Origin of the sequence: Labrys sp. (in: a-proteobacteria) (genome assembly GCF_047605565.1) — a bacterium.
GTDB classification, from domain to species: domain Bacteria; phylum Pseudomonadota; class Alphaproteobacteria; order Rhizobiales; family Labraceae; genus Labrys; species Labrys neptuniae.
Genome location: NZ_JASGFM010000007.1, coordinates 1 through 17,667, shown reverse-complemented (window position 1 = coordinate 17,667; position 17,667 = coordinate 1). Strand labels below are relative to the sequence as shown.

14 protein-coding genes are annotated in these 17,667 nt (G+C 63.2%); 8 read left to right on the top strand and 6 right to left on the bottom strand.

Annotated elements, in window-relative coordinates; all coding sequences use genetic code 11:
- Positions 1-30: 30 nt before the first annotated feature.
- Positions 31-1,314, bottom strand: coding sequence for an ABC transporter substrate-binding protein (locus QM672_RS09115; protein WP_311939446.1), 1,284 nt, complete (start codon positions 1,312-1,314; stop codon positions 31-33).
- Between the two features lie 768 nt (positions 1,315-2,082).
- Between QM672_RS09115 and QM672_RS09110 the strand changes: the two genes are divergently transcribed.
- On the top strand, positions 2,083-2,958 hold the full coding sequence (locus QM672_RS09110) for a DeoR/GlpR family DNA-binding transcription regulator (RefSeq protein ID WP_415082078.1): 876 nt from the start codon (positions 2,083-2,085) through the stop codon (positions 2,956-2,958).
- 231 nt (positions 2,959-3,189) lie between these two features.
- Here the strand turns inward: QM672_RS09110 and QM672_RS09105 are convergent, their stop codons facing one another.
- Genes QM672_RS09105 through QM672_RS09090 form a run of 4 tightly spaced genes read right to left on the bottom strand, consistent with a single transcriptional unit; the run spans position 3,190 to position 7,622 of the window.
- Positions 3,190-4,146 carry an ABC transporter permease gene (locus tag QM672_RS09105; protein ID WP_394315047.1) on the bottom strand — a complete coding sequence of 319 codons (957 nt, stop codon included), beginning with the start codon at positions 4,144-4,146 and terminating at the stop codon, positions 3,190-3,192.
- A 3-nt stretch (positions 4,147-4,149) separates the two neighbouring features.
- Positions 4,150-5,115 (bottom strand): ABC transporter permease, encoded by a 966-nt coding sequence (locus QM672_RS09100; RefSeq protein ID WP_415082076.1) that lies wholly within the window; start codon positions 5,113-5,115, stop codon positions 4,150-4,152.
- Complete coding sequence (locus QM672_RS09095; RefSeq protein WP_394315049.1) at positions 5,112-6,572, bottom strand: sugar ABC transporter ATP-binding protein; 1,461 nt, start codon at positions 6,570-6,572, stop codon at positions 5,112-5,114. Before QM672_RS09095 ends, QM672_RS09100 begins: the two co-directional genes overlap by 4 nt.
- 30 nt (positions 6,573-6,602) lie before the next feature.
- Positions 6,603-7,622, bottom strand: coding sequence for an ABC transporter substrate-binding protein (locus QM672_RS09090; RefSeq protein WP_415082073.1), 1,020 nt, complete (start codon positions 7,620-7,622; stop codon positions 6,603-6,605).
- Between the two features lie 144 nt (positions 7,623-7,766).
- On the opposite strand from QM672_RS09090, the gene QM672_RS09085 reads away from it, so the two are divergent.
- On the top strand, positions 7,767-8,672 hold the full coding sequence (locus tag QM672_RS09085; protein WP_415082280.1) for an SMP-30/gluconolactonase/LRE family protein: 906 nt from the start codon (positions 7,767-7,769) through the stop codon (positions 8,670-8,672).
- A gap of 12 nt (positions 8,673-8,684) precedes the next feature.
- Here the strand turns inward: QM672_RS09085 and QM672_RS09080 are convergent, their stop codons facing one another.
- A complete protein-coding gene (locus QM672_RS09080) occupies positions 8,685-9,392 on the bottom strand; it encodes a GntR family transcriptional regulator (RefSeq protein ID WP_311939429.1) in 708 nt (235 codons plus the stop codon).
- Positions 9,393-9,612: 220 nt separating this feature from the next.
- Between QM672_RS09080 and QM672_RS09075 the strand changes: the two genes are divergently transcribed.
- The 6 genes from QM672_RS09075 to QM672_RS09050 all read left to right on the top strand — a co-directional run bounded on the left by QM672_RS09075 (position 9,613) and on the right by QM672_RS09050 (position 17,537).
- Entirely contained in the window at positions 9,613-10,440 is an 828-nt protein-coding gene (locus tag QM672_RS09075; RefSeq protein WP_367625876.1) for an HpcH/HpaI aldolase family protein, read from the top strand.
- A complete protein-coding gene (locus tag QM672_RS09070; RefSeq protein ID WP_415082071.1) occupies positions 10,430-11,836 on the top strand; it encodes an FAD-binding oxidoreductase in 1,407 nt (468 codons plus the stop codon). The genes QM672_RS09075 and QM672_RS09070 overlap by 11 nt, the downstream gene beginning before the upstream one ends.
- A 246-nt stretch (positions 11,837-12,082) precedes the next feature.
- Positions 12,083-13,438: an MFS transporter gene (locus QM672_RS09065; protein ID WP_367625878.1), complete on the top strand. Its 1,356-nt coding sequence runs from the start codon at positions 12,083-12,085 to the stop codon at positions 13,436-13,438.
- A 133-nt stretch (positions 13,439-13,571) separates the two neighbouring features.
- Positions 13,572-14,540: a dihydrodipicolinate synthase family protein gene (locus QM672_RS09060; protein WP_367625879.1), complete on the top strand. Its 969-nt coding sequence runs from the start codon at positions 13,572-13,574 to the stop codon at positions 14,538-14,540.
- 299 nt (positions 14,541-14,839) lie between these two features.
- Complete coding sequence (locus QM672_RS09055) at positions 14,840-15,313, top strand: hypothetical protein (protein ID WP_311939414.1); 474 nt, start codon at positions 14,840-14,842, stop codon at positions 15,311-15,313.
- A 172-nt stretch (positions 15,314-15,485) separates the two neighbouring features.
- Positions 15,486-17,537, top strand: a complete 2,052-nt coding sequence (locus QM672_RS09050; RefSeq protein WP_415082067.1) for a sigma-54-dependent Fis family transcriptional regulator — start codon at positions 15,486-15,488, stop codon at positions 17,535-17,537.
- Positions 17,538-17,667: the final 130 nt, after the last annotated feature.

The window sequence follows — 17,667 nt, the reverse complement described above, 5'->3', positions numbered from 1 at the left end:
CCCAGTCCTCTGGGCTTCTCACGTGCCGGGTTACTTGCCGAGCGCCTTGTCCGTCGCAGCCTGCACGGAGGCCAATGCCGCCTCCGGCTGCACGCTGCCATCCGCAACGCCGGCGAGCGCATTGTCCAACGCCTCGGCGACGGCGGGCGAAGCGAAACGCTGGTTCTCGGCCTTTGGCAGATCGGCCATGAACCGAGCCGACATCTGCTTGACGTGATCGGTGATGTCGCCCTTGGGTTCGTGCCCCTCGAAAGCCGGCAGGTCGTTGAGGTCGTTCAACGCCTGCTGCAGGCCGACGCCATTGGTCAGCTCGGAGAGGAAGGTCCAGGCCTCGGGATTCTTCGCGCCGTTCTTTGTCAGGCCATAGCCGATGTCGATGCCGCCGATCGGCGGGCTTGCGGAGCCGCCATCCTTGACAGGCGGGAGATAGAAATAGTCGAAGCCATCCATGTTCTGGACATATTCGGAAAGCGGCGGCGGAAACTTGCTTTCCTGCATCCACCACGAACCCAGTGCCATCATGCCGACGCGACCCTGCGCGAATAGCTGGGCACCGGTGGGATAGGCATGCGCCCCCAGGGCGCCCTGCTGGAAGATGCCGTCATCGAACAAGCCCTTCCAGGCCTTCATCGCAGAGACCAGTTCCGGTGCCGACCAGGGGGCCTGGCCGGCCTGGGCCTTGTCGACGATCCCTGGCGAGAATTGGTTGGCAAGCATCAGAAAGACGTTCTCGTTCTGCCAACCATCGGCAGCCCCCTGGAACATCGGGATGTAGCCGCCATCGGTGAGAGCCTTCGAAGCTGCCTTCAGATCGGCATATGTCTTGGGCACAGCGATCTTCAGCTTTTCAAAGAGCTTTCTGTTGTACCAAACGCAAAGAACCTGTGATTCCTGAGGGACAATATAGGTATTGCTGTCTCCCGCCGGATTGCCCATCTGCATCTGCTTGCGATTGACGGCGAAGACCTTGTCCTTCCAGTCCTTGCCCCACGTCTTTGCCGCGAGCTCGTCGACCGGGGCAAGATTGTCGCGATATTGCTGGGTCAGGGAACCCGGCTGCAGGCCAATGACGTCAGGCAGGCTGTTGGAGGCAGCCGCCGCCTTGAGCGCCGTTATGTATTCCGGCGAGTAATTATAGTAGGTATAGGTTACCTTGACGCCCGGATGCGCCTTCTCGAAGGCGTCGATGGACTTTTGCATGGTGCTCTGGATGAACCAGGACCACACCGTGACTTCCTTTTGTTGCGCAAACGCCGACACGGTCGACAAGGCAAGCACAAGCATGCTTGTGCCAAGAAATGCTCTGCGTCGCATAACGTCTCCTCCTCCTGGATATTTTTATATTTATGGTGCGCACGCGCTGCGCTGTATTTGCGCGTAAACCTCCCTCGCTATGGTCGCATCAAGACAAGGGAACGAAGGCGTTGCAGTGTCGGTGGCTGGCCGATCCATCGGCGTCGCGGCTCGTAGCGTCGGTCAAGGCCAGTGTCATATGCAGCCGTGCCGACATCACTGCTCTTGTCGCAGCCAGCGCGACGATTTGCCAGTTTCTGATCAAGTCTGGTTGACACCGGATGAACCTCGTTGGAGGGCATAGCTCTGGCTTGCTCGCCATAAAAGCAAAATTCCAAATTCTGTCAATCTCTATCTAATTAGCGCAGAGAGATTGAGTGAGCGTCGCGTTGGAGCTCTTGAGGGCGACCGTATCCTTCAATTTCTTTCAATGGTTTGGAGCAAAATTCGCCGACATTTCCTTCTCTCAGGAGGCAGCTCGGATTTGCGGCGATTTCCGTTCTTGATTGTGTGTTTTGCCCATCTTCGGAAAATTATGATCAAATGGCGATAAAAACACGCAAGGCAGATCAAATGATCCAGATTATTGCGTTTCCACTAAAGACGGCGATATCGTTGGCGGGGGCTCGATTGCTCGGTTGACCGATAATGATAGAAATTGAAGGATCAGGTACGATGACCGGATCCGATCTGATCGCAGATTGCGGGTACGCGATCTGATGGTGGCAGCGGAAAGCCTGCAGGCTTGCGCGCTTGTCGGAAGGCAGCAGGGATAACCAAGGTGGAGCCATGGAATCAGCGAGCAAACGAGTGGACATGGTTCCTGCAAAGCGCAGGGCGATCATCCTGGAGCATCTGCGGGCGAATGGTGCAGCCAGCGTACAGGAATTGGCTGATGCGACGGGTGGATCCCAATCCACCGCACGGCGCGATCTCGAATATTTGATGGAAAAGGGGTACCTTGAGAGAACCCATGGCGGCGCCCACCTGGTTCAGCCGGCGCGCGCAACCTTCGAGCGCGAGAATTCGCTCAATGCCCAGCTGCAGCGCGTCGAGAAATTGGCAATCGGGCGGGAGGCTGCATCACGGCTGAGCGCCGGACACAGCGTCATCCTGGACAGTTCCTCGACGGTGATGGAGGCTGTGCGGGCGGCGGCCGAGCGCGACCTTCCCCTGACGATCGTGACAAATAGTCTTGAGATCGCCGATTTTGCCGCCGACATCCGGTCCTGGCGGACGATCATGCCCGGTGGGAGCATCCGTGCCGGCTACAGGCACCTTGCCGGAGAGCCGGGGGAGAGCTTCATTCGCACGCTGCACGCCGATCTTTGTCTCATGGGGGCATCGGCCGTTACCGGCACCCTCTTGACCGAGGCGTCGCTGGAAGTGGCCTCGTTGAAGCGAGCCATGATTGCGTCGGCCGGGCGCAAGATCCTGCTTGTCGACAGCTCCAAATTTACCTCACCGAGCTTCTGCACCCTTTGCGAAGTCTCGGAGATCGACGAGATCATCACCGATGACGCGGTTGGCGCCGAAGCCCTGGCGCCTCTACGCGCAGCCGAGAAACCCGTGACGCTGGTGCCGGTGCAACGCGTGGACGGCAGGCCTTTTCGACGCGCCGGCGGCGTGGTGAGCCAAGCGATTGCCTCGCCAGCTTTTCGGTAGGAGTGTCCGGGGGGCTACGCCGCGCGCCGGTCACGTCATCTGGTCCGGCATTTCCGACAATACAGTCAAGATCGTCGATAACTGCAGAACCAGCCAGCTCGGCTTCGTGCCGCTCGACAATTCGGAACCCTTCCTCGCGGTGGTCGAAGCCAGGACACCCGTTCCTGACCAGAGGGCGCCGCGGGCCAACGGTGGACAACGCGATAAGGTGCTGGGAGCGCACATGTCTCTTCAGCGCCGTGGACCGGTGCTGGCCTGACCGCCGGCAACAGCGATCACGGCGACGATGACGAGCCCGGTCACCATCAGACGCATCCCCGCATCGGCGCCAAGCGTGTTGAGCATGATCTGCAGAAACACCAGGAACAATGATGCCCCCCATACGCCTGCGACGCTCGCCTGGCCGCCGCCCACGGCGGTGCCGCCGATCACCACTACCGCGATGGAGGCAAGCAGATACTCGTTGCCGATGTCGACCGAAGAACCGCGAAAATAACCGGCCAGCAAGGCACCGTTGAGGCCGCCCAGGCCGCCGCAGAGCATGTAGGTGAGACAGCGGATGGTGGCGACCGGTATGCCCGCGAGCCAGGCGGCCCGCTGGTTCTGGCCGATGGCGGTGACGCTGTAGCCGAAGATCGAGCGGTGCAGCAGCACGGCGATGCCGATGCTGGCGAGCATCGCGACAAGCACGAAGAGGGGCAGGCCGGCGAGGCGCAGATCCGTGAAGGCGGCGAAGGCGGGCGGCGGCTTGATCTGCAGGCCGCGGCCATAGCTGATGTCGACGGATTGGATGACGAAACTTGCCGAAAGGGTGGCGATGATCGGGGGGATGCGCAAGGCTGCGATCAGGAGGTAGTTGATCACGCCGATGGACGCGCCGCAGGCGAGCGCCGCGCACAGGCCGAGCGGGATCATGGCATCCGAGCCCCCCATCACTTTCATCGCAACGGCGCTGGCCAGGCCGATATTGGCCGGCAGCGACAGGTCGACATTGCCGGGACCAAGCGTGATGACGAACATCTGTCCGATCCCGACCACGATGGTGAATACCGCCAGCGAGAAGGCTGCGTCGAGCATGCCGGCCGCGCCACCGCCGCCAGTAGCGAGGATGGTCGCGGCATAGACGAGGCCGGCGCCGATGAAGGACCAGATCCAGGGAAGGGCGAAGAGCTTGCGGGTCAGATCCATCGCTCAGGCCTCTCGTTTCGCGATGAGCGCACGCGCCGCCAGAATGACGATCAGGATGGCGCCGTTGGCGCCGACCTGCCAATCGGGCGGGACATGCATGAAGCTGAGCAGTGAGGAGGAGGCGAGAGAGAGCGTCAGGGCGCCGATCACTGCGCCGACGGGCGACACGCGCCCGCCCACGAATTCGCCGCCGCCGAGGATGACGCCGGCGATGGAGAGCAGCGTGTAGCCATTGCCGATATTGGCATCGCCCGCCGTCGACAGGCCGGTGAGGGCCAAGCCCGACAGGACACCGAACATGCCCGCCAGCATGAATGCCACGATCTTGATTTTCAGCAGCGACCAGCCCGCCCGCCGGATGGCAGCGGCATTGCCGCCGGCCCCGCGCAGTATGGCGCCGTAAGCCGTGCGCTTCAGTCCGCAATGCACCAGCGCTGCGATGACGACAGCGGCGACGATCGGCATCGGTACGTAGGGCGTCTTGATGGTCATCACCGTGTGAAGCCAGTCCGGCGCCTTGCCGCCCGGCGTGGGAAGCAGCAGGATGGCTGCACCCTGCCAGAAGAAGCTCATGCCGAGCGTCACCACGATGGATGGCAGGTTGCGCAGATGGATGAGAGCTCCGATCAATCCATAGACGACGACGGCGCCGATGATCACCGCGGTGCCCAGCAGGGGCGCCTGCACCAGCCAGGTGGCGGTGACACAGCCGATGAAGCTGACGAAGAAGCCAAGCGACAGGTCGAGATCATTGACGGTGATCACGAACATCTGCCCGATGGTGACCAGCACCAGCGGCACGGCGAGGTTCAGCATCAGGTTAAAGCCGAGATAGCTGATGGCGCGCGGGTTCAGCCAGCCGATCGCGCCGAGCACGAGGAAGAGGGAGATCGCAGGCAACACCGCCCGCAGGAGCGGACGCCAGGTGGCGGTGCGGGCCGAAGCGGGGACAGGGGAAGCAAGGCTCATGCGGCCTCCGTAAAGGAAGACTGGATGACCTTCTCTTCAGTAATCTCGTGGCTGGCGAGTTCGGCGACGATGCTGCCGTTCCGGAAAACATAGACCCGGTCGCAGTTCTCCAGTTCCTCCGTTTCGGTGGTGTACCATAGGAAGGTACGCCCCTTGCGAGCCTCCTCGCGCAGGAGATCGTAGACCTCGAGCTTGGTGGCAATGTCGACGCCGCGCATGGGGTCGTCCATCAATACGATCCGTGCATCCGAGGCGAGCGCCCGCGCGAACAGGGCTTTCTGCTGATTGCCTCCCGAAAGGGTGAGGATGTTATCGGTCATGGCCGGAGTGCGAATGCGCATACGTTTGCGCCAGGTCTCGCCGAGTTCGTCTTCGTGCTTGCGGGAGATCAGGAAGCCGCGCCGGAGGGCGCGCATCGAGCCGATGGCGATGTTGCGGGCAATCGAGGAGAGGGGGAAGATACCGTCGCGCTGACGGTCGCCGGCGATCAGGGCCGTGGGCACGGTGACCTCGATGCCGGAGCTGTGTCCGCCCTTCGCCGCGAAGATGTCGATCAGCATCCGGGTCTGGCCGTGGCCGGCCAGGCCGGCCAGTCCGACGATCTCGCCCCGGCGCGCCAGCAGCTCGATGGCCGATCCGTCACCGGCAGGCCGCACGCGCACGCAGACCTCACCATGCGCCGATGGCGCCTGAATGCTGGTGCTGCCTTGCCGATGTTCGGCGCCCATGGCGCTCACGAGCCTGTCGCGATCGAACTCACGCGCAGGCCCGTTGGCGACTACGGCGCCATCGCGCATGACCACGATGCGGTCGGCATTGTCGAGGATCTCGCCGAGCATGTGGGAGATCAGGATGCAGCTCAGGCCTTTTGCCACTGCGGCGCGCATATAGGCGAGGAGCTGGCCCGCCGTATGGCTGTCGAGCGAGGAGGTCGGCTCGTCGAGAATGATGAGATGGAGCGGTGCGTCCGTCACCGTGAAGGCGCGGGCCACTTCGACCATCTGCCGGCGGCCGATCGAGAGATCCTCCACCACGTCGCCGGCGGCGATGCCATGGCCGGGAAAGATCTCGTCGAGCTTGGCCGTGATCAGGGCGCCGGCCCGGCGTCGCCAACCCAAGCCACGCAGCGCGCCGTGATTGACGCGGGTGTTCTCGGCCACGGTGAGATTGGCGCAGAGCGACAATTCCTGGAACACGCAGCGTATGCCGAGGGCATTGGCTGCCGTCACCGTATAGCCGATTTGCTGCCGGCCCGAGATCCGGATGCTGCCCGAGGTAGGCGGCAGGGTACCCGCCAGCACGTTCATCAGCGTCGACTTGCCGGCGCCGTTATGGCCGACGAGCCCGATACATTCGCCGGGGGTGACAGTGAAATCGACCCCGGCGAGCGCACAGACAGTGCCGAACTGCATGGTCACGCCGTCGAGGCGAACGATATCGGAAGGCTTTTGCGTCACCGATGAATCTCCGCCTTGCATCCCGGCCGCTTACTTCGCGGCCGCCTCAATGGCCTTGGCGACTTCGTCCTGGCCGTATTCGCGATTGGCCACGCCCCCGGCCGGCGTATCGGCGAGATATTTGTCGAGTTCGCTCGCCCCGATCGTCAGGATACCCATCGGCACCTCGTTGGGAACCTTCTTGCCGTCGAGGACCTGCTGGGCCACCCAGAAGGCGAAGGTCACCATGCCCGGTGCTTCGGAGGCCGACCAGGTGTCGTAGCCGCTGGCGCCTCCCTGCTCCTTCCACCAGGCAAGCTCGTCCTGGCGGTTGCCGAGCATGATCAGCGGCAGGGGCCGGCCAGCGGCCTTGAAGGCCTGCGCCGTACCGTAGCCATCGCCGCCCTGGTCGATCACCGCGGCGATCTGCGGCAGCGAGGGCAGGACCGTCGTCACCGCCTTCTGCGCCGTGGTCTGGTCCCAGTTGCCGTTGACCTCGGAAACGATCTTCAGGTTCGGATGTTTCTTGATTTCGGCTTCCACGCCCTTGGTGATGTCGGCGTCGATGCTCGTACCGGCCAGGCCGCGCACATAGAGCACATTGCCGCCATTGGGCAGGCGCTTGGCAACCTGGCGGACCTGTTCGGCGCCATAAGTCTCGGCGAGGTCCACCGTTACCTTGTAGGCGCAGGGTTCGGTGACGAGGCCGTCGAAGGCCACGACCACGATGCCGGCATCGCAGGCCTGCTTGACCGCGCCGTTCAGGGCCTCGGGGGAGGCGGCATCGATGACGATGGCATCATAGCCCTGCAGGATGAGGTTCTGGATCTGGGCGGCCTGGGTCGGAGCTTCCTTGTCGGCCGTGGTGAAGGCATCGGCTGCGGCGATCACCTTGTCGGCGACGGCCTGCTTGCCGACCTTGTCCCAGCTCTGCAGCATGGCCTGACGCCAGGAATTGCCGGCATAGTTGTTGGAAAGAGCGATCTTCTTGCCCGACGTGTCGGCAAGCGCGGGGCCTCCCAGCAGGAGCGCCAGCATCGGCGCGACGACAAAGGCCAGCTTCGAATTCATGGGAGTCCTCCGGTTCAGTGCTCTGATGTTTTTCTTGCCTGCCAACGCAGGCTGCTTGCCGATGAACCTAAGGTACAATATGTCACGTGGTCAAGCGCCCGACCACAACGCGATAGCGGCGCCCTTGCGGAGGTGACGGTGACGATGTCCTGTTTCGAAATTCTCGACGACCGCTTCCGGCGCCTGTTCGTCGGCACTGCACAGCTCGATCGGTTGTATACGGGCTGCCGCTGGGCCGAAGGGCCGGCCTATTTCCCGGCAGCCCGTTCGCTGGTCTGGTCCGACATCCCCAATGATCGCATGCTGCGCCTCGACGAATGCAGCGGCTCGGTCTCGGTATTCCGCCATCCTGCCGGCCATTCCAACGGCAACACCGTGGATCGGCAAGGCCGGCTGGTGACCTGCGAGCATGGCGGGCGCCGCGTTTCGCGCACCGATATCGATGGTCGCGTGATCACGCTGGCAGACCGCTATGACGGCAAGCGCCTCAACAGCCCCAACGACGTGGTCGTGCAGTCCAATGGCGATATCTGGTTCAGCGATCCCACTTACGGCATCGATTCCGACTATGAAGGCCACCAGGCCGACAGCGAGCAGGGTGCCAATCGCGTCTACCGTCTCGATGCCTCGGGCAAGCTGAGCGTGGTGGCGGACGATTTCGTCCAGCCCAACGGTCTCGCCTTCTCTCCGGACGAAAAGCTGCTCTATGTCGTCGACACCGGCCGCAGCCATCTGCCGGACGGTCCGGCCCATATTCGCCGTTTCGCCGTGGGGGAGAGCGGGGCGCTCGTCGACAAGGGGCTGTTTGCCGACTGCACAGCCGGCTTCTTCGATGGCCTGCGCCTCGACACGCAGGGCCGCATCTGGACCAGCGCCGGCGACGGCGTGCATTGCTACGATCCCGACGGTAGCCTCATCGGCAAGATCCTCGTGCCGGAGGTGGTCGCCAATGTCTGTTTCGGCGGGCTGAAGCGCAATTATCTCTATATCTGCGGGACGACGTCGCTCTACGGCGTCCGCCTGCCGGTCAACGGCGCCAAGACGTTCTAGGTGGCCGGCGCCCTAGTCGTGTCGGGCGCTAGTGCCGATCAGGCCTTCCTGCAAGGCGCGGACATAGGAGTGCCGCGTGTTGAGGATATGATTGACCAGGATCGAATCGAGCTCGACGAGGTCGCCTCTCTCGAAAGCCGACATCATCTGTTGATGCTCGATGTAGGAGCGGTCCTGTACGCCGGCGAGCGGTACCGAAAGATGGGTGCGCAACGTCGCAATGGGGCCGGAGACGAGGGCGTAACCGTCTTCGATGAAGCGATTGCGGCAATTGCGGATGAAGGCCTCGTGGAACACGGTGTCGGCCCGCGAATAAGCCACGGGATCGGCCTTGGCCCTGGCCTCGTCCATGGCCGCCTTGGCGCCATTCAGCATCTCGATCGTCTCGGCACGGCGGCGGGCCAGCGCGAAACTGACGGCCCGGCATTCGAGCAGGATGCGATATTCGCAAAGGTCCACCAGGTCCTGCTCCGTGGGGAAGAAAACATAGCTGCCTTTCTGCGGCACGATGTTCACCATTCCCTGCAATTGCAGCATCGAGAGGGCCTCGCGCACCGGTGTGCGGCTGACGCCGAGCTTGGCGGCCAGACCGAGTTCGGAAAGCTCGCTGCCGAGCGGCAATTCAGAATCGATGATGGCTTGGCGCAACCTTTCGGCCACGGTGGTCGTCAGCGAGCGCGGTCGGTCGATCGACAGGGCTGCGGATGAAGCGAGCGACACGATGGGCGGTTCTCCCAGATTCCAGCTTTCCAGTATGCAAGATACAGCCCGCACCGGCAATGGGGAGTGAAATTCTCCGAGGTGCAGGCGCTAGCAACAAAAATTACTGAGGTACTGTACTTCAGATAGGGAGGCGTCTAAGTTGCGGGCAGCCTTGGTTGGCTCAGCATCCGGGAAGCCGGCCATCAACAGGCCTCGTGCCACCCGACGGGAGAGGAAAGTGTTCAAGCCAAATCAGCTGAAGCGACGCCTTGCGGCGGGGGATGCCCTGTTCGGCGCCTGGGTGGAGACTGGCAGCGCCACCAATGTCGAAATCCTGGCGCATCAGGGTTTCGACTTCCTCATCCTCGATCTCGAACATGGCCTGGGCGAGCTGCGCGATGCCGTCGACATGCTTCGAGCGGCCGAAGGCGGCACGCCCTGCATCGTGCGTGTACCGTGGAACGATCCGATTATCCTCAAGCGCTTGCTCGACGCCGGCGCCAACAGCCTGATGATCCCATCGGTCGAGACGGCCGAGGAGGCCAGGGCAGCTGTCGCCGCCTGCCGTTACCCGCCGCAGGGACGGCGCGGCTATGCGGCGCCGCTGGTGCGTGCCTCGACCTTCGGCAAGGTCGCCGACTACATGGCGCGGGCGAATGAAGAACTCCTGATCGTCATCCAGCTCGAATCCGCCGATGCCGTGCATCGTGCCGCCGAGATCTGTGCCGTCGAGGGCGTCGACGTGCCGTTTCTCGGGGTCAACGACATGGCCGGTTCGATCGGCATGCTGGAGCAGCTCGACAGGCCGGAAGTGCGTGTCCTGGTGAGCGAAGCGGAAAAGGCGCTGCTTGCCAGCGGCAAGCCGATGGGCACCGTCCCGAGCGCCGGTGCAAATTGGCAGTCCCTCATCGAGGCCGGCTATCGCCTGGTCCCGGTGGCAAGCGATGTCGGTCTCATGCGCGACGCCGCTCTGGCGGTGGTGCGCGAACAGGTGAAATTCCGCGAGGAGCGGACGGGCGTGGCGGTTCACTCCGCCCTGCCGATGGACAGGGCTCATGCTTACTAAGATGTCGACAAATGCCTCCGCCGAGGCCATCCGTGCGCTGGAGGAGGCGCTTGGGCCTGCCGTGGTGCTTTCGGGTGCCGATATTCCCGAACGCAATCTCCAGGACTGGAGCACGCTCGGACCCGTCCGTCCGCTGGCCGTGGTCCGGCCGTCCGATGCCCAGGGCGTTGCGACGGCGATGCGGATTGCCGCGCGTCACGGTATCGCTGTCGTGCCGCAGGGTGGGCTGACGGGCCTGGCCGGCGGTAGCCGCCCTATCGAAGGCGCCATCGCCCTGTCGCTCGAACGGCTGGTGGGCATCGAGGAGATCGATGCGGCGGCGGCGACCATGACCGTGAAAGCCGGTACCACGCTGGAGGCCATCCAGCGGGCGGCCGACGATGCCGGTTTCTTCTTTGCCCTGGATCTCGGGGCCCGCGGGTCCTGCGCCATCGGCGGCAATATCGGTACCAATGCCGGCGGCAACCGCGTCATCCGCTACGGCATGACTCGCGACATGGTGCTCGGGCTCGAGGTCGTGCTGCCGGACGGCACGCTGATGACCAGCCTCAACAAGATGATCAAGAACAATGCCGGCTTCGATCTCAAACAGCTCTTCATTGGGTCGGAAGGCACTCTCGGCGTCGTGACGCGGGCCGTGCTGCGCCTGCATCCCAAGCCCAATTGCGTGATGGCGGCCCTGTGCGGCCTTGGCAGCTACGACAAGGTTCTCTCGTTTCTCGGCAGCACCCGCCGCTGGCTGGGGCCGACCCTGTCGGCCTTCGAGGTGATGTGGCCCGACTATTGGCAGGTGGCGACCCAGCGCGTTCCCAACATCCGCCGTCCGGTTTCCGGCGAACATGCCTTCTACGTGCTCGTCGAGGGCATGGGCACCCATGAGGACGAAAAGGCCCGCTTCGATGCCCTGCTCGAGAACCAGATGGAAGCTGGCATCATCGAGGATGCGGCAGTGGCGCAATCGCTGAGCGACGTGAAGGCATTCTGGGGCGCGCGAGACGCGGCGGCCGAATTCAGGCAGGTGCTGGGACCGCACAGTTCCTTCGATATCGGCCTTCCGGTTGCCGACATGGATATCTATGCCCGGGCCTGCCGCGCACGATTGGCGCGTGAGCTGCCGGGGTGCGAGAGCTACTTCTACGGCCACATTGCCGATGGCAACATGCACATCATCGCCTGCGTTCCCGGCGCGGCGCAGCAGCCTTACGAGGCGATCGACGACATCGTCTATGACCTCGTGCGCAGCCATGGCGGCACCATTTCGGCCGAGCACGGCATTGGGCTGAAAAAGAAGAAGTTCCTGCCTTACACGCGCTCGCCGGCCGAGCTCGAGCTCATGCGCTCGATCAAGGCCGCTCTCGATCCTCGCGGTTTGCTGAACCCTGGAAAGGTTGTCTGAGGCCTGGCGGAGCCGGGCCGTGGCGCAGCCACGACGGTTGCCATTGCGCACTTGCCTCGTCGGCACTCCGAGCCTGCGGCCGAAGCGAACTGCGCCGCGCAAGCCGGTGCAGCCGGAGATAGGCGTCTGGCTCGAGGGCAGGGCCAGACCGCGCATCCTGGCAGCCCCCAAACGGACCTTTCGGAAGATTACCCGACTTAAAACAGAACCGGCCACATGGGAAAGGCCAATGGGACGGAGACTATGATGACTATGAACAATGGCCAGGCCCACCTGGCCGGCCGCGACAGGTCCGATCGGGCATCGCTCGACCGCGCCATATCTCGGGCGAAATGGCGCATCCTGCCGTTCTTGATCCTGATGTATCTGCTGGCCTATCTCGATCGGGTCAATATCGGCTTCGCCAAGCAATCCTATCAGGCGACCACGGGTGTGACCGAAGCGGCCTTCGCCTTTGGCGCAGGTGTCTTCTTCCTCACCTACGCCCTCTTCGAATTGCCGAGCAACCTCATGCTGCACAAGGTCGGAGCCCGCCGCTGGTTGGCCCGCATCATGGTGACTTGGGGCATCATTTCCGGGCTGATGATGTTCGCCTACAACGACACGACATTCTCGCTGATCCGCGTTGTCCTGGGCGCTGCCGAGGCCGGCCTTTTCCCCGGCGCAATCCTGTATCTGACGCTCTGGTTTCCAAAGGAAGTCCGCGGAAAAATCCTGGCGATCTTCTATTTCGGCAGTCCGCTCGCTTTGATCTTCGGCGGTCCGATATCCGGCCTGTTCCTCGATATGGACGGCCTGTTCGGCCTCCATGGCTGGCAATTGATGTTCCTGATCGAGGGAGGCATCACCGTTCTGGTCGGTATCTGGGCCTATTTCTATCTGACCGACACGCCGGCCGAAGCCAAATGGATGCCTGCCGACGAACGCCAGGCCCTGACGGCCGCGCTTGCCGCGGAGCAGTCCGAAAAGGCCCATAGCGGGGAGATCGATTTTGCGCGTGCCGTTCGCAATCCGCGCCTGTTCTATTTTGCCGCCATCTATTTCCTGATCCAGATCACCGGCCTTGGCGTGGCCTTCTATCTGCCGACACAGGTTGCGGCCCTGCTCGGGGTCAAGGTCGGCCTGCTGGTGGGCTGCATTTCGGCCATTCCGTGGATTTGTGCCCTGATCGCGGGCTTCTTCTATCCGGACTGGGCGGTGCGCTCGGGCCGGCGTCAAATCTGCCTGCTGTTTTCGCTGGCGGCGATCGCGCTCGGCCTGGTGGCCTCTGCGCATGCCAGCCCGGCGCTGGCGATTGCGGCGCTCTGCTTTGTCACCATGGGCATCATGACGGCGCAGCCGATCTTCTGGACCTTCCCGACGCAATATCTGGGCGGCGCGGCGGCGGCCGGCGGCTTTGCGGTGATCAATTCCCTGGGCGCCCTGGGCGGCTTCGTCGCTCCGAACGTCCGTACCGGAGCCATCACCTGGTCCGGCATCGAGGCCTATGGTCTCTATGCGATCGCTGCAGCCGCGTTTCTTGCATTCGTCCTGGTGCTCTTCATCAAAAGGGTTTCGGACAGCCAGCCGCTCAGCGCGACGATCTCCTCTGTTCGGACCTGAACAGGGGAGCCCGGTATGATGTCGGCGTCCTGCGGGTAGGATCAGCCTCCCCGAATGTCGCCGATGTCGAGCCGTTTAAAACTGACGATCCAACCTCGTTGAGTCCAAGACAAACACCCAGGCCGAACACAAAATGACCAAGAAAATCGAGGGCATCATTCCCGTGATGATCACCCCGTTCACGCCGAGCGGGAAGATCGACTATGCGGGCGTGGCCAATCTGGTGGAATGGTATGTCGCAAACGGCTCGGATGCCTTGTTTGCCGTTTGCCAATCCAGCGAAATGCAGTTCCTGAGCCTGGAGGAGCGTGTCGAGCTCGCAGCCTTCGTGAAGAAGGCGGCTTCAGGCCGGATCCCCGTCATCGCATCGGGCCATGTGAGCGAAGATCTCGATGATCAGCTCGCCGAACTCACCGCGATCGCGGCAACAGGGGTAGACGGCATCGTTCTCGTCACCAACCGTCTGGATGCCAAGAAAGAGGGCGGCACGAAATTCATCGACGATCTCAATTGGCTGTTGCTGCGGCTGCCGAAGGACATGCCATTGGGTCTTTACGAATGTCCTGCTCCCTATCGCCGTCTGTTGACGGATGATGAGCTGGCCTTCTGCGCCCATAGCGGCAGATTTGTCATCTTGAAGGACGTGTCGTGCGACCTCGATACGGTCAGGCGGCGCATCGAGCTCACCAAGGATACGCCGCTTTCCATCATCAATGCCAATGCAGCGATTGCTTTCGACGCGATCAAGGCGGGCTCGCGCGGTTTCACCGGGGTTTTTACCAATTTCCATCCCGATCTCTACAAATGGCTGCTGATCAAGAGCTCGGACAATCCGGCCCTCGCCGATGAGCTCTCGGTCTATCTCGCACTCTCCGCAATGGCCGAGCCGATGGGGTATCCGAAACTGGCAAAGCTTTATCATCAGCGCATTGGCACTTTCTCCTGCACCGACAGCCGGACCGTGACTTTCGATATTCGCGAACGATTCTGGGCGCTGGATGCGCTTATGGACAAGATCGTCCAGGGGACGGAACATTACCGCAGGCGTATTGCGGCGGCCGAGCTTCTTCAAAACGGGATTGAGAGTGGCTCGCCCTCTTGACGTTCCCGGCTTCTGGCCCGGCGTGTGGTCTTTGACGAAAGTTGCCTTTGAAGATGTGAGCGCTCCGCATGTCGGGGCCTCCTCCAATGTGGCCGGCTTGCCGAAATTGTCTGGGTCGGAAGCGGGCCCGCATTGGGTGTCGCAGCACAAACCTGCCGGTCTTTGTCGTACTCCTCTACTACCCCAAGCCAGAAAATCGGGCCTATAAGGTCATGCTGGTGAGGTGGCCGGAAAAAGAATATGCTCGCAGCAGAGCATGAAATGCCGCCGTTCTGGCCAATGAAATCTGGGAGGAGTTCGTGGTCGAGATCATTTCCAAGCGGGATGGCCCGCGCCGGGAGGATGCCGCGTTGCGCAGGCTTCTGTCGGAGAACCGCACGACCATCACGCGTCTTGCCGATCAGTTCAGCGCCGGTGCCTATTCCGCCAGCAAGGTCGCCAAGCCGAAACCGCAGCCCAAGGGGCTGATCTTCCATGACATGAGCGCAGGCGCTCCCTCTGAGGAGCCACTTGCCCGCATACGCGTCAGCCTCAACGGCCGCGTCATCATGGTGGATGAAAACACCAGTCGCCAGCTGCACCATCTCGGCCAGATCACGACTCGGGACGGCGGCGAGGTCTTCGTGCTGGCAACCAGCGAGAATGGCTTTTTCGCTCCCCTGGATGAGCCGATCGCAACCCTGCTTGCCGGTCTCGACAACCAGACCTTGTCCGGCGACCACACTGAAGAGTGGCTTGTTGCCGAGATCGGCCGCCGGCTGGATCTGGAATGAATCTGGAGCTCCGTTCTCGCCGTGTCCACGGACCTTGCGAGGACGGTGCATTCCTGATGCTCTTACGACCTGCGGCATGGCGCTGGCATTCCGTGCCTCGCACTATCGCTGCCGCCCGATTGGAACTCCCGTGAACTAGAGGTGCTACTCGAGAAAGCGATGTGAAGCACGCATGACACGCGATATCGATCTGGACGACATCCGCACCAGCGTTGCCCCGCCCGGCCGGCAGACGCAGAGCCTGTCCGTGGCAAACCTCGACTATGACGAACGACGGACCATGCGGGCCTGGGAGAATCTGCTCTCCGGCGCTTCGGACAGGGATCGTGCGCGTTCGCCGGTCCGCTCCCTCATCCGCGATTCCTGGCACCGCTGTGCGAGCGGCGGCATCGATGCACAGCAGAACGAAGCGCCCCTCAGGGGCGGGCGGGACGAGGTCGAGCACCTGGCTTACCTCAACCGCGAGCTCCTGGAAGCGGCACGCCGGTCCTTCTTCACGATCGGCCGGTTGCTCGAAGGCACCGGCGCCATGCTGGTTCTCGCCGATGGCGAGGGCACCCTCATCGATACGGTCGGCGACGAACGCACTTTGCGCGACGGCATGGATATCCATCTGGCGATTGGCGGCAAATGGACCGAGGATGTCGTGGGCACCAACGGCATCGGTACGGCGCTGTGGGCCGGTGAACCGGTCTTCGTACATGCGGCCGAGCATTTCTGCGCGGGCATCAAGGCGTGGACCTGCGCCGGTGCCCCGGTGCGCGATCCCTTCGATGGGCGCATCATCGGCGTGGTCGACCTCTCGGGCCATCCCGACATCTTCAGGCCCCACAACACCGCTCTGGTCGCGGCGGCCGCGCGCGAAATCGAAAAAGCCCTGGCCGACCAGCAGAGCGAGGAGCGCACGCGCCTGCTCGAAGCCTTCATCACCTCGGCGCCGCGCTATCGCCGTTCCGACGGTTTGATGATCGTCGACCGCCATGGCCGGGTGATCTACAAGGCCAACCTGCCCAGGCCGATCGAGGGGGGCTTCCTCGCCTCCTTCTCGGGCGCCCCGGCCCGCAGGCTGGTCGAACTGACGGGGGCCGACAGCCTGGAGGGGCTGGTCAGCCAGCTGCCGCAGGAATTCCAGACCTGCCATGTCAACCGGCTGGAGCTGGATGGAGATCTGCGGGGAGCGGCGCTGGTGTTTCCGCCCGTTGCGGCGCCGAGCCTCGTGCCAGCCGTCAATCCGGCATCCACGCGTCTCAACGAGGCCCGGGCCGCCATCGTCGGCGAAAGCCCTGCCTTGCGGGCAGCCGTCGACGTCGCCTGCCGGGTGTCCCAATCCAGTGACGTCACATCCCTGCTGATCGAAGGGGAGACCGGCGTCGGCAAGGAGCTGTTCGCCAGGCTCCTCCAGCAAGGCAGCCGCTCGGGCACGAGCGCGCCATTCATTGCCCTCAATTGCGGGGCGATCACCCGTGAGCTCTTCGGCAGCGAGCTGTTCGGCCATGCACCCGGCGCCTTCACCGGTGCCAGCCGCGAGGGCAAGCCGGGTGTGTTCGAGCTCGCGAATGGCGGTGTGCTCAGCCTCGACGAGATCGGCGAAATGCCGCTCGATATCCAGCCCTTCCTGTTGCGCGTGCTCGAGGACCGCGTGGTGACCCGTATCGGCGACAGCCGGCGCCGGCCGGTCGACGTGCGGCTGGTGGCTTCGACCAATCGCGAGCTCAAGCAGGAGGTGGAGGCCGGGCGCTTCCGCCGGGATCTCTATTATCGCATCAGCACGGTGTCGATCCGCGTGCCGCCCCTGCGCGAGCGCGGAGAGGACATCGTGCTGCTGCTCGATCACTTCAACCAGAAGATCGCTACCCGCATGCAGATGGAGCCGCTGGTGTTCACGCCGCAGGCGCTGGACCATCTCATGGCCTATCACTGGCCCGGCAATGTGCGCGAGCTGCGCAATCTGGTCGAGAAGCTGCATGTGCTCAGCCATGGCGGCAGCGTCGGCCTTGCCGACCTGCCGGCGGAGATCATCCGGGGCGAGGGCGACGCTCACGCTCCGGCTTCCTTGCCCGCGGCGGGGATGGGAACGCTGGAGGACGCGGAACGCCAGGCGATCCGCCAGGTCCTGGCGGCCGAGGACGGCAATCTGAGCCGGGCGGCGCGCCGGCTTGGCGTTTCCCGTCCCACGCTTTACCGCAAGCTCGACCAATATGGCATCCGCCGCGGTTTCATCTGAATTCTGCTGAGGTTGTCTGGCCTGCGGGGGAGGGAACGGCGCGGCGGCATGCCGATGTGCGCCGCTCCCTGTCGGGATCAGACGAGATCGAAGCGATCGGCGTTCATGACCTTGGTCCAGGCGGCGACGA

Coding starts and splice junctions, on each gene's coding strand:
- QM672_RS09100 (WP_415082076.1), bottom strand. CDS start 5,115: ATGAGCCTTGCTTCCCCTGTCCCCGCTTCGGCCCGCACCGCCACCTGG.
- QM672_RS09115 (WP_311939446.1), bottom strand. CDS start 1,314: ATGCGACGCAGAGCATTTCTTGGCACAAGCATGCTTGTGCTTGCCTTG.
- QM672_RS09060 (WP_367625879.1), top strand. CDS start 13,572: ATGACCAAGAAAATCGAGGGCATCATTCCCGTGATGATCACCCCGTTC.
- QM672_RS09050 (WP_415082067.1), top strand. CDS start 15,486: ATGACACGCGATATCGATCTGGACGACATCCGCACCAGCGTTGCCCCG.
- QM672_RS09090 (WP_415082073.1), bottom strand. CDS start 7,622: ATGAATTCGAAGCTGGCCTTTGTCGTCGCGCCGATGCTGGCGCTCCTG.
- QM672_RS09065 (WP_367625878.1), top strand. CDS start 12,083: ATGACTATGAACAATGGCCAGGCCCACCTGGCCGGCCGCGACAGGTCC.
- QM672_RS09105 (WP_394315047.1), bottom strand. CDS start 4,146: ATGGATCTGACCCGCAAGCTCTTCGCCCTTCCCTGGATCTGGTCCTTC.
- QM672_RS09070 (WP_415082071.1), top strand. CDS start 10,430: ATGCTTACTAAGATGTCGACAAATGCCTCCGCCGAGGCCATCCGTGCG.
- QM672_RS09110 (WP_415082078.1), top strand. CDS start 2,083: ATGGAATCAGCGAGCAAACGAGTGGACATGGTTCCTGCAAAGCGCAGG.
- QM672_RS09085 (WP_415082280.1), top strand. CDS start 7,767: ATGTCCTGTTTCGAAATTCTCGACGACCGCTTCCGGCGCCTGTTCGTC.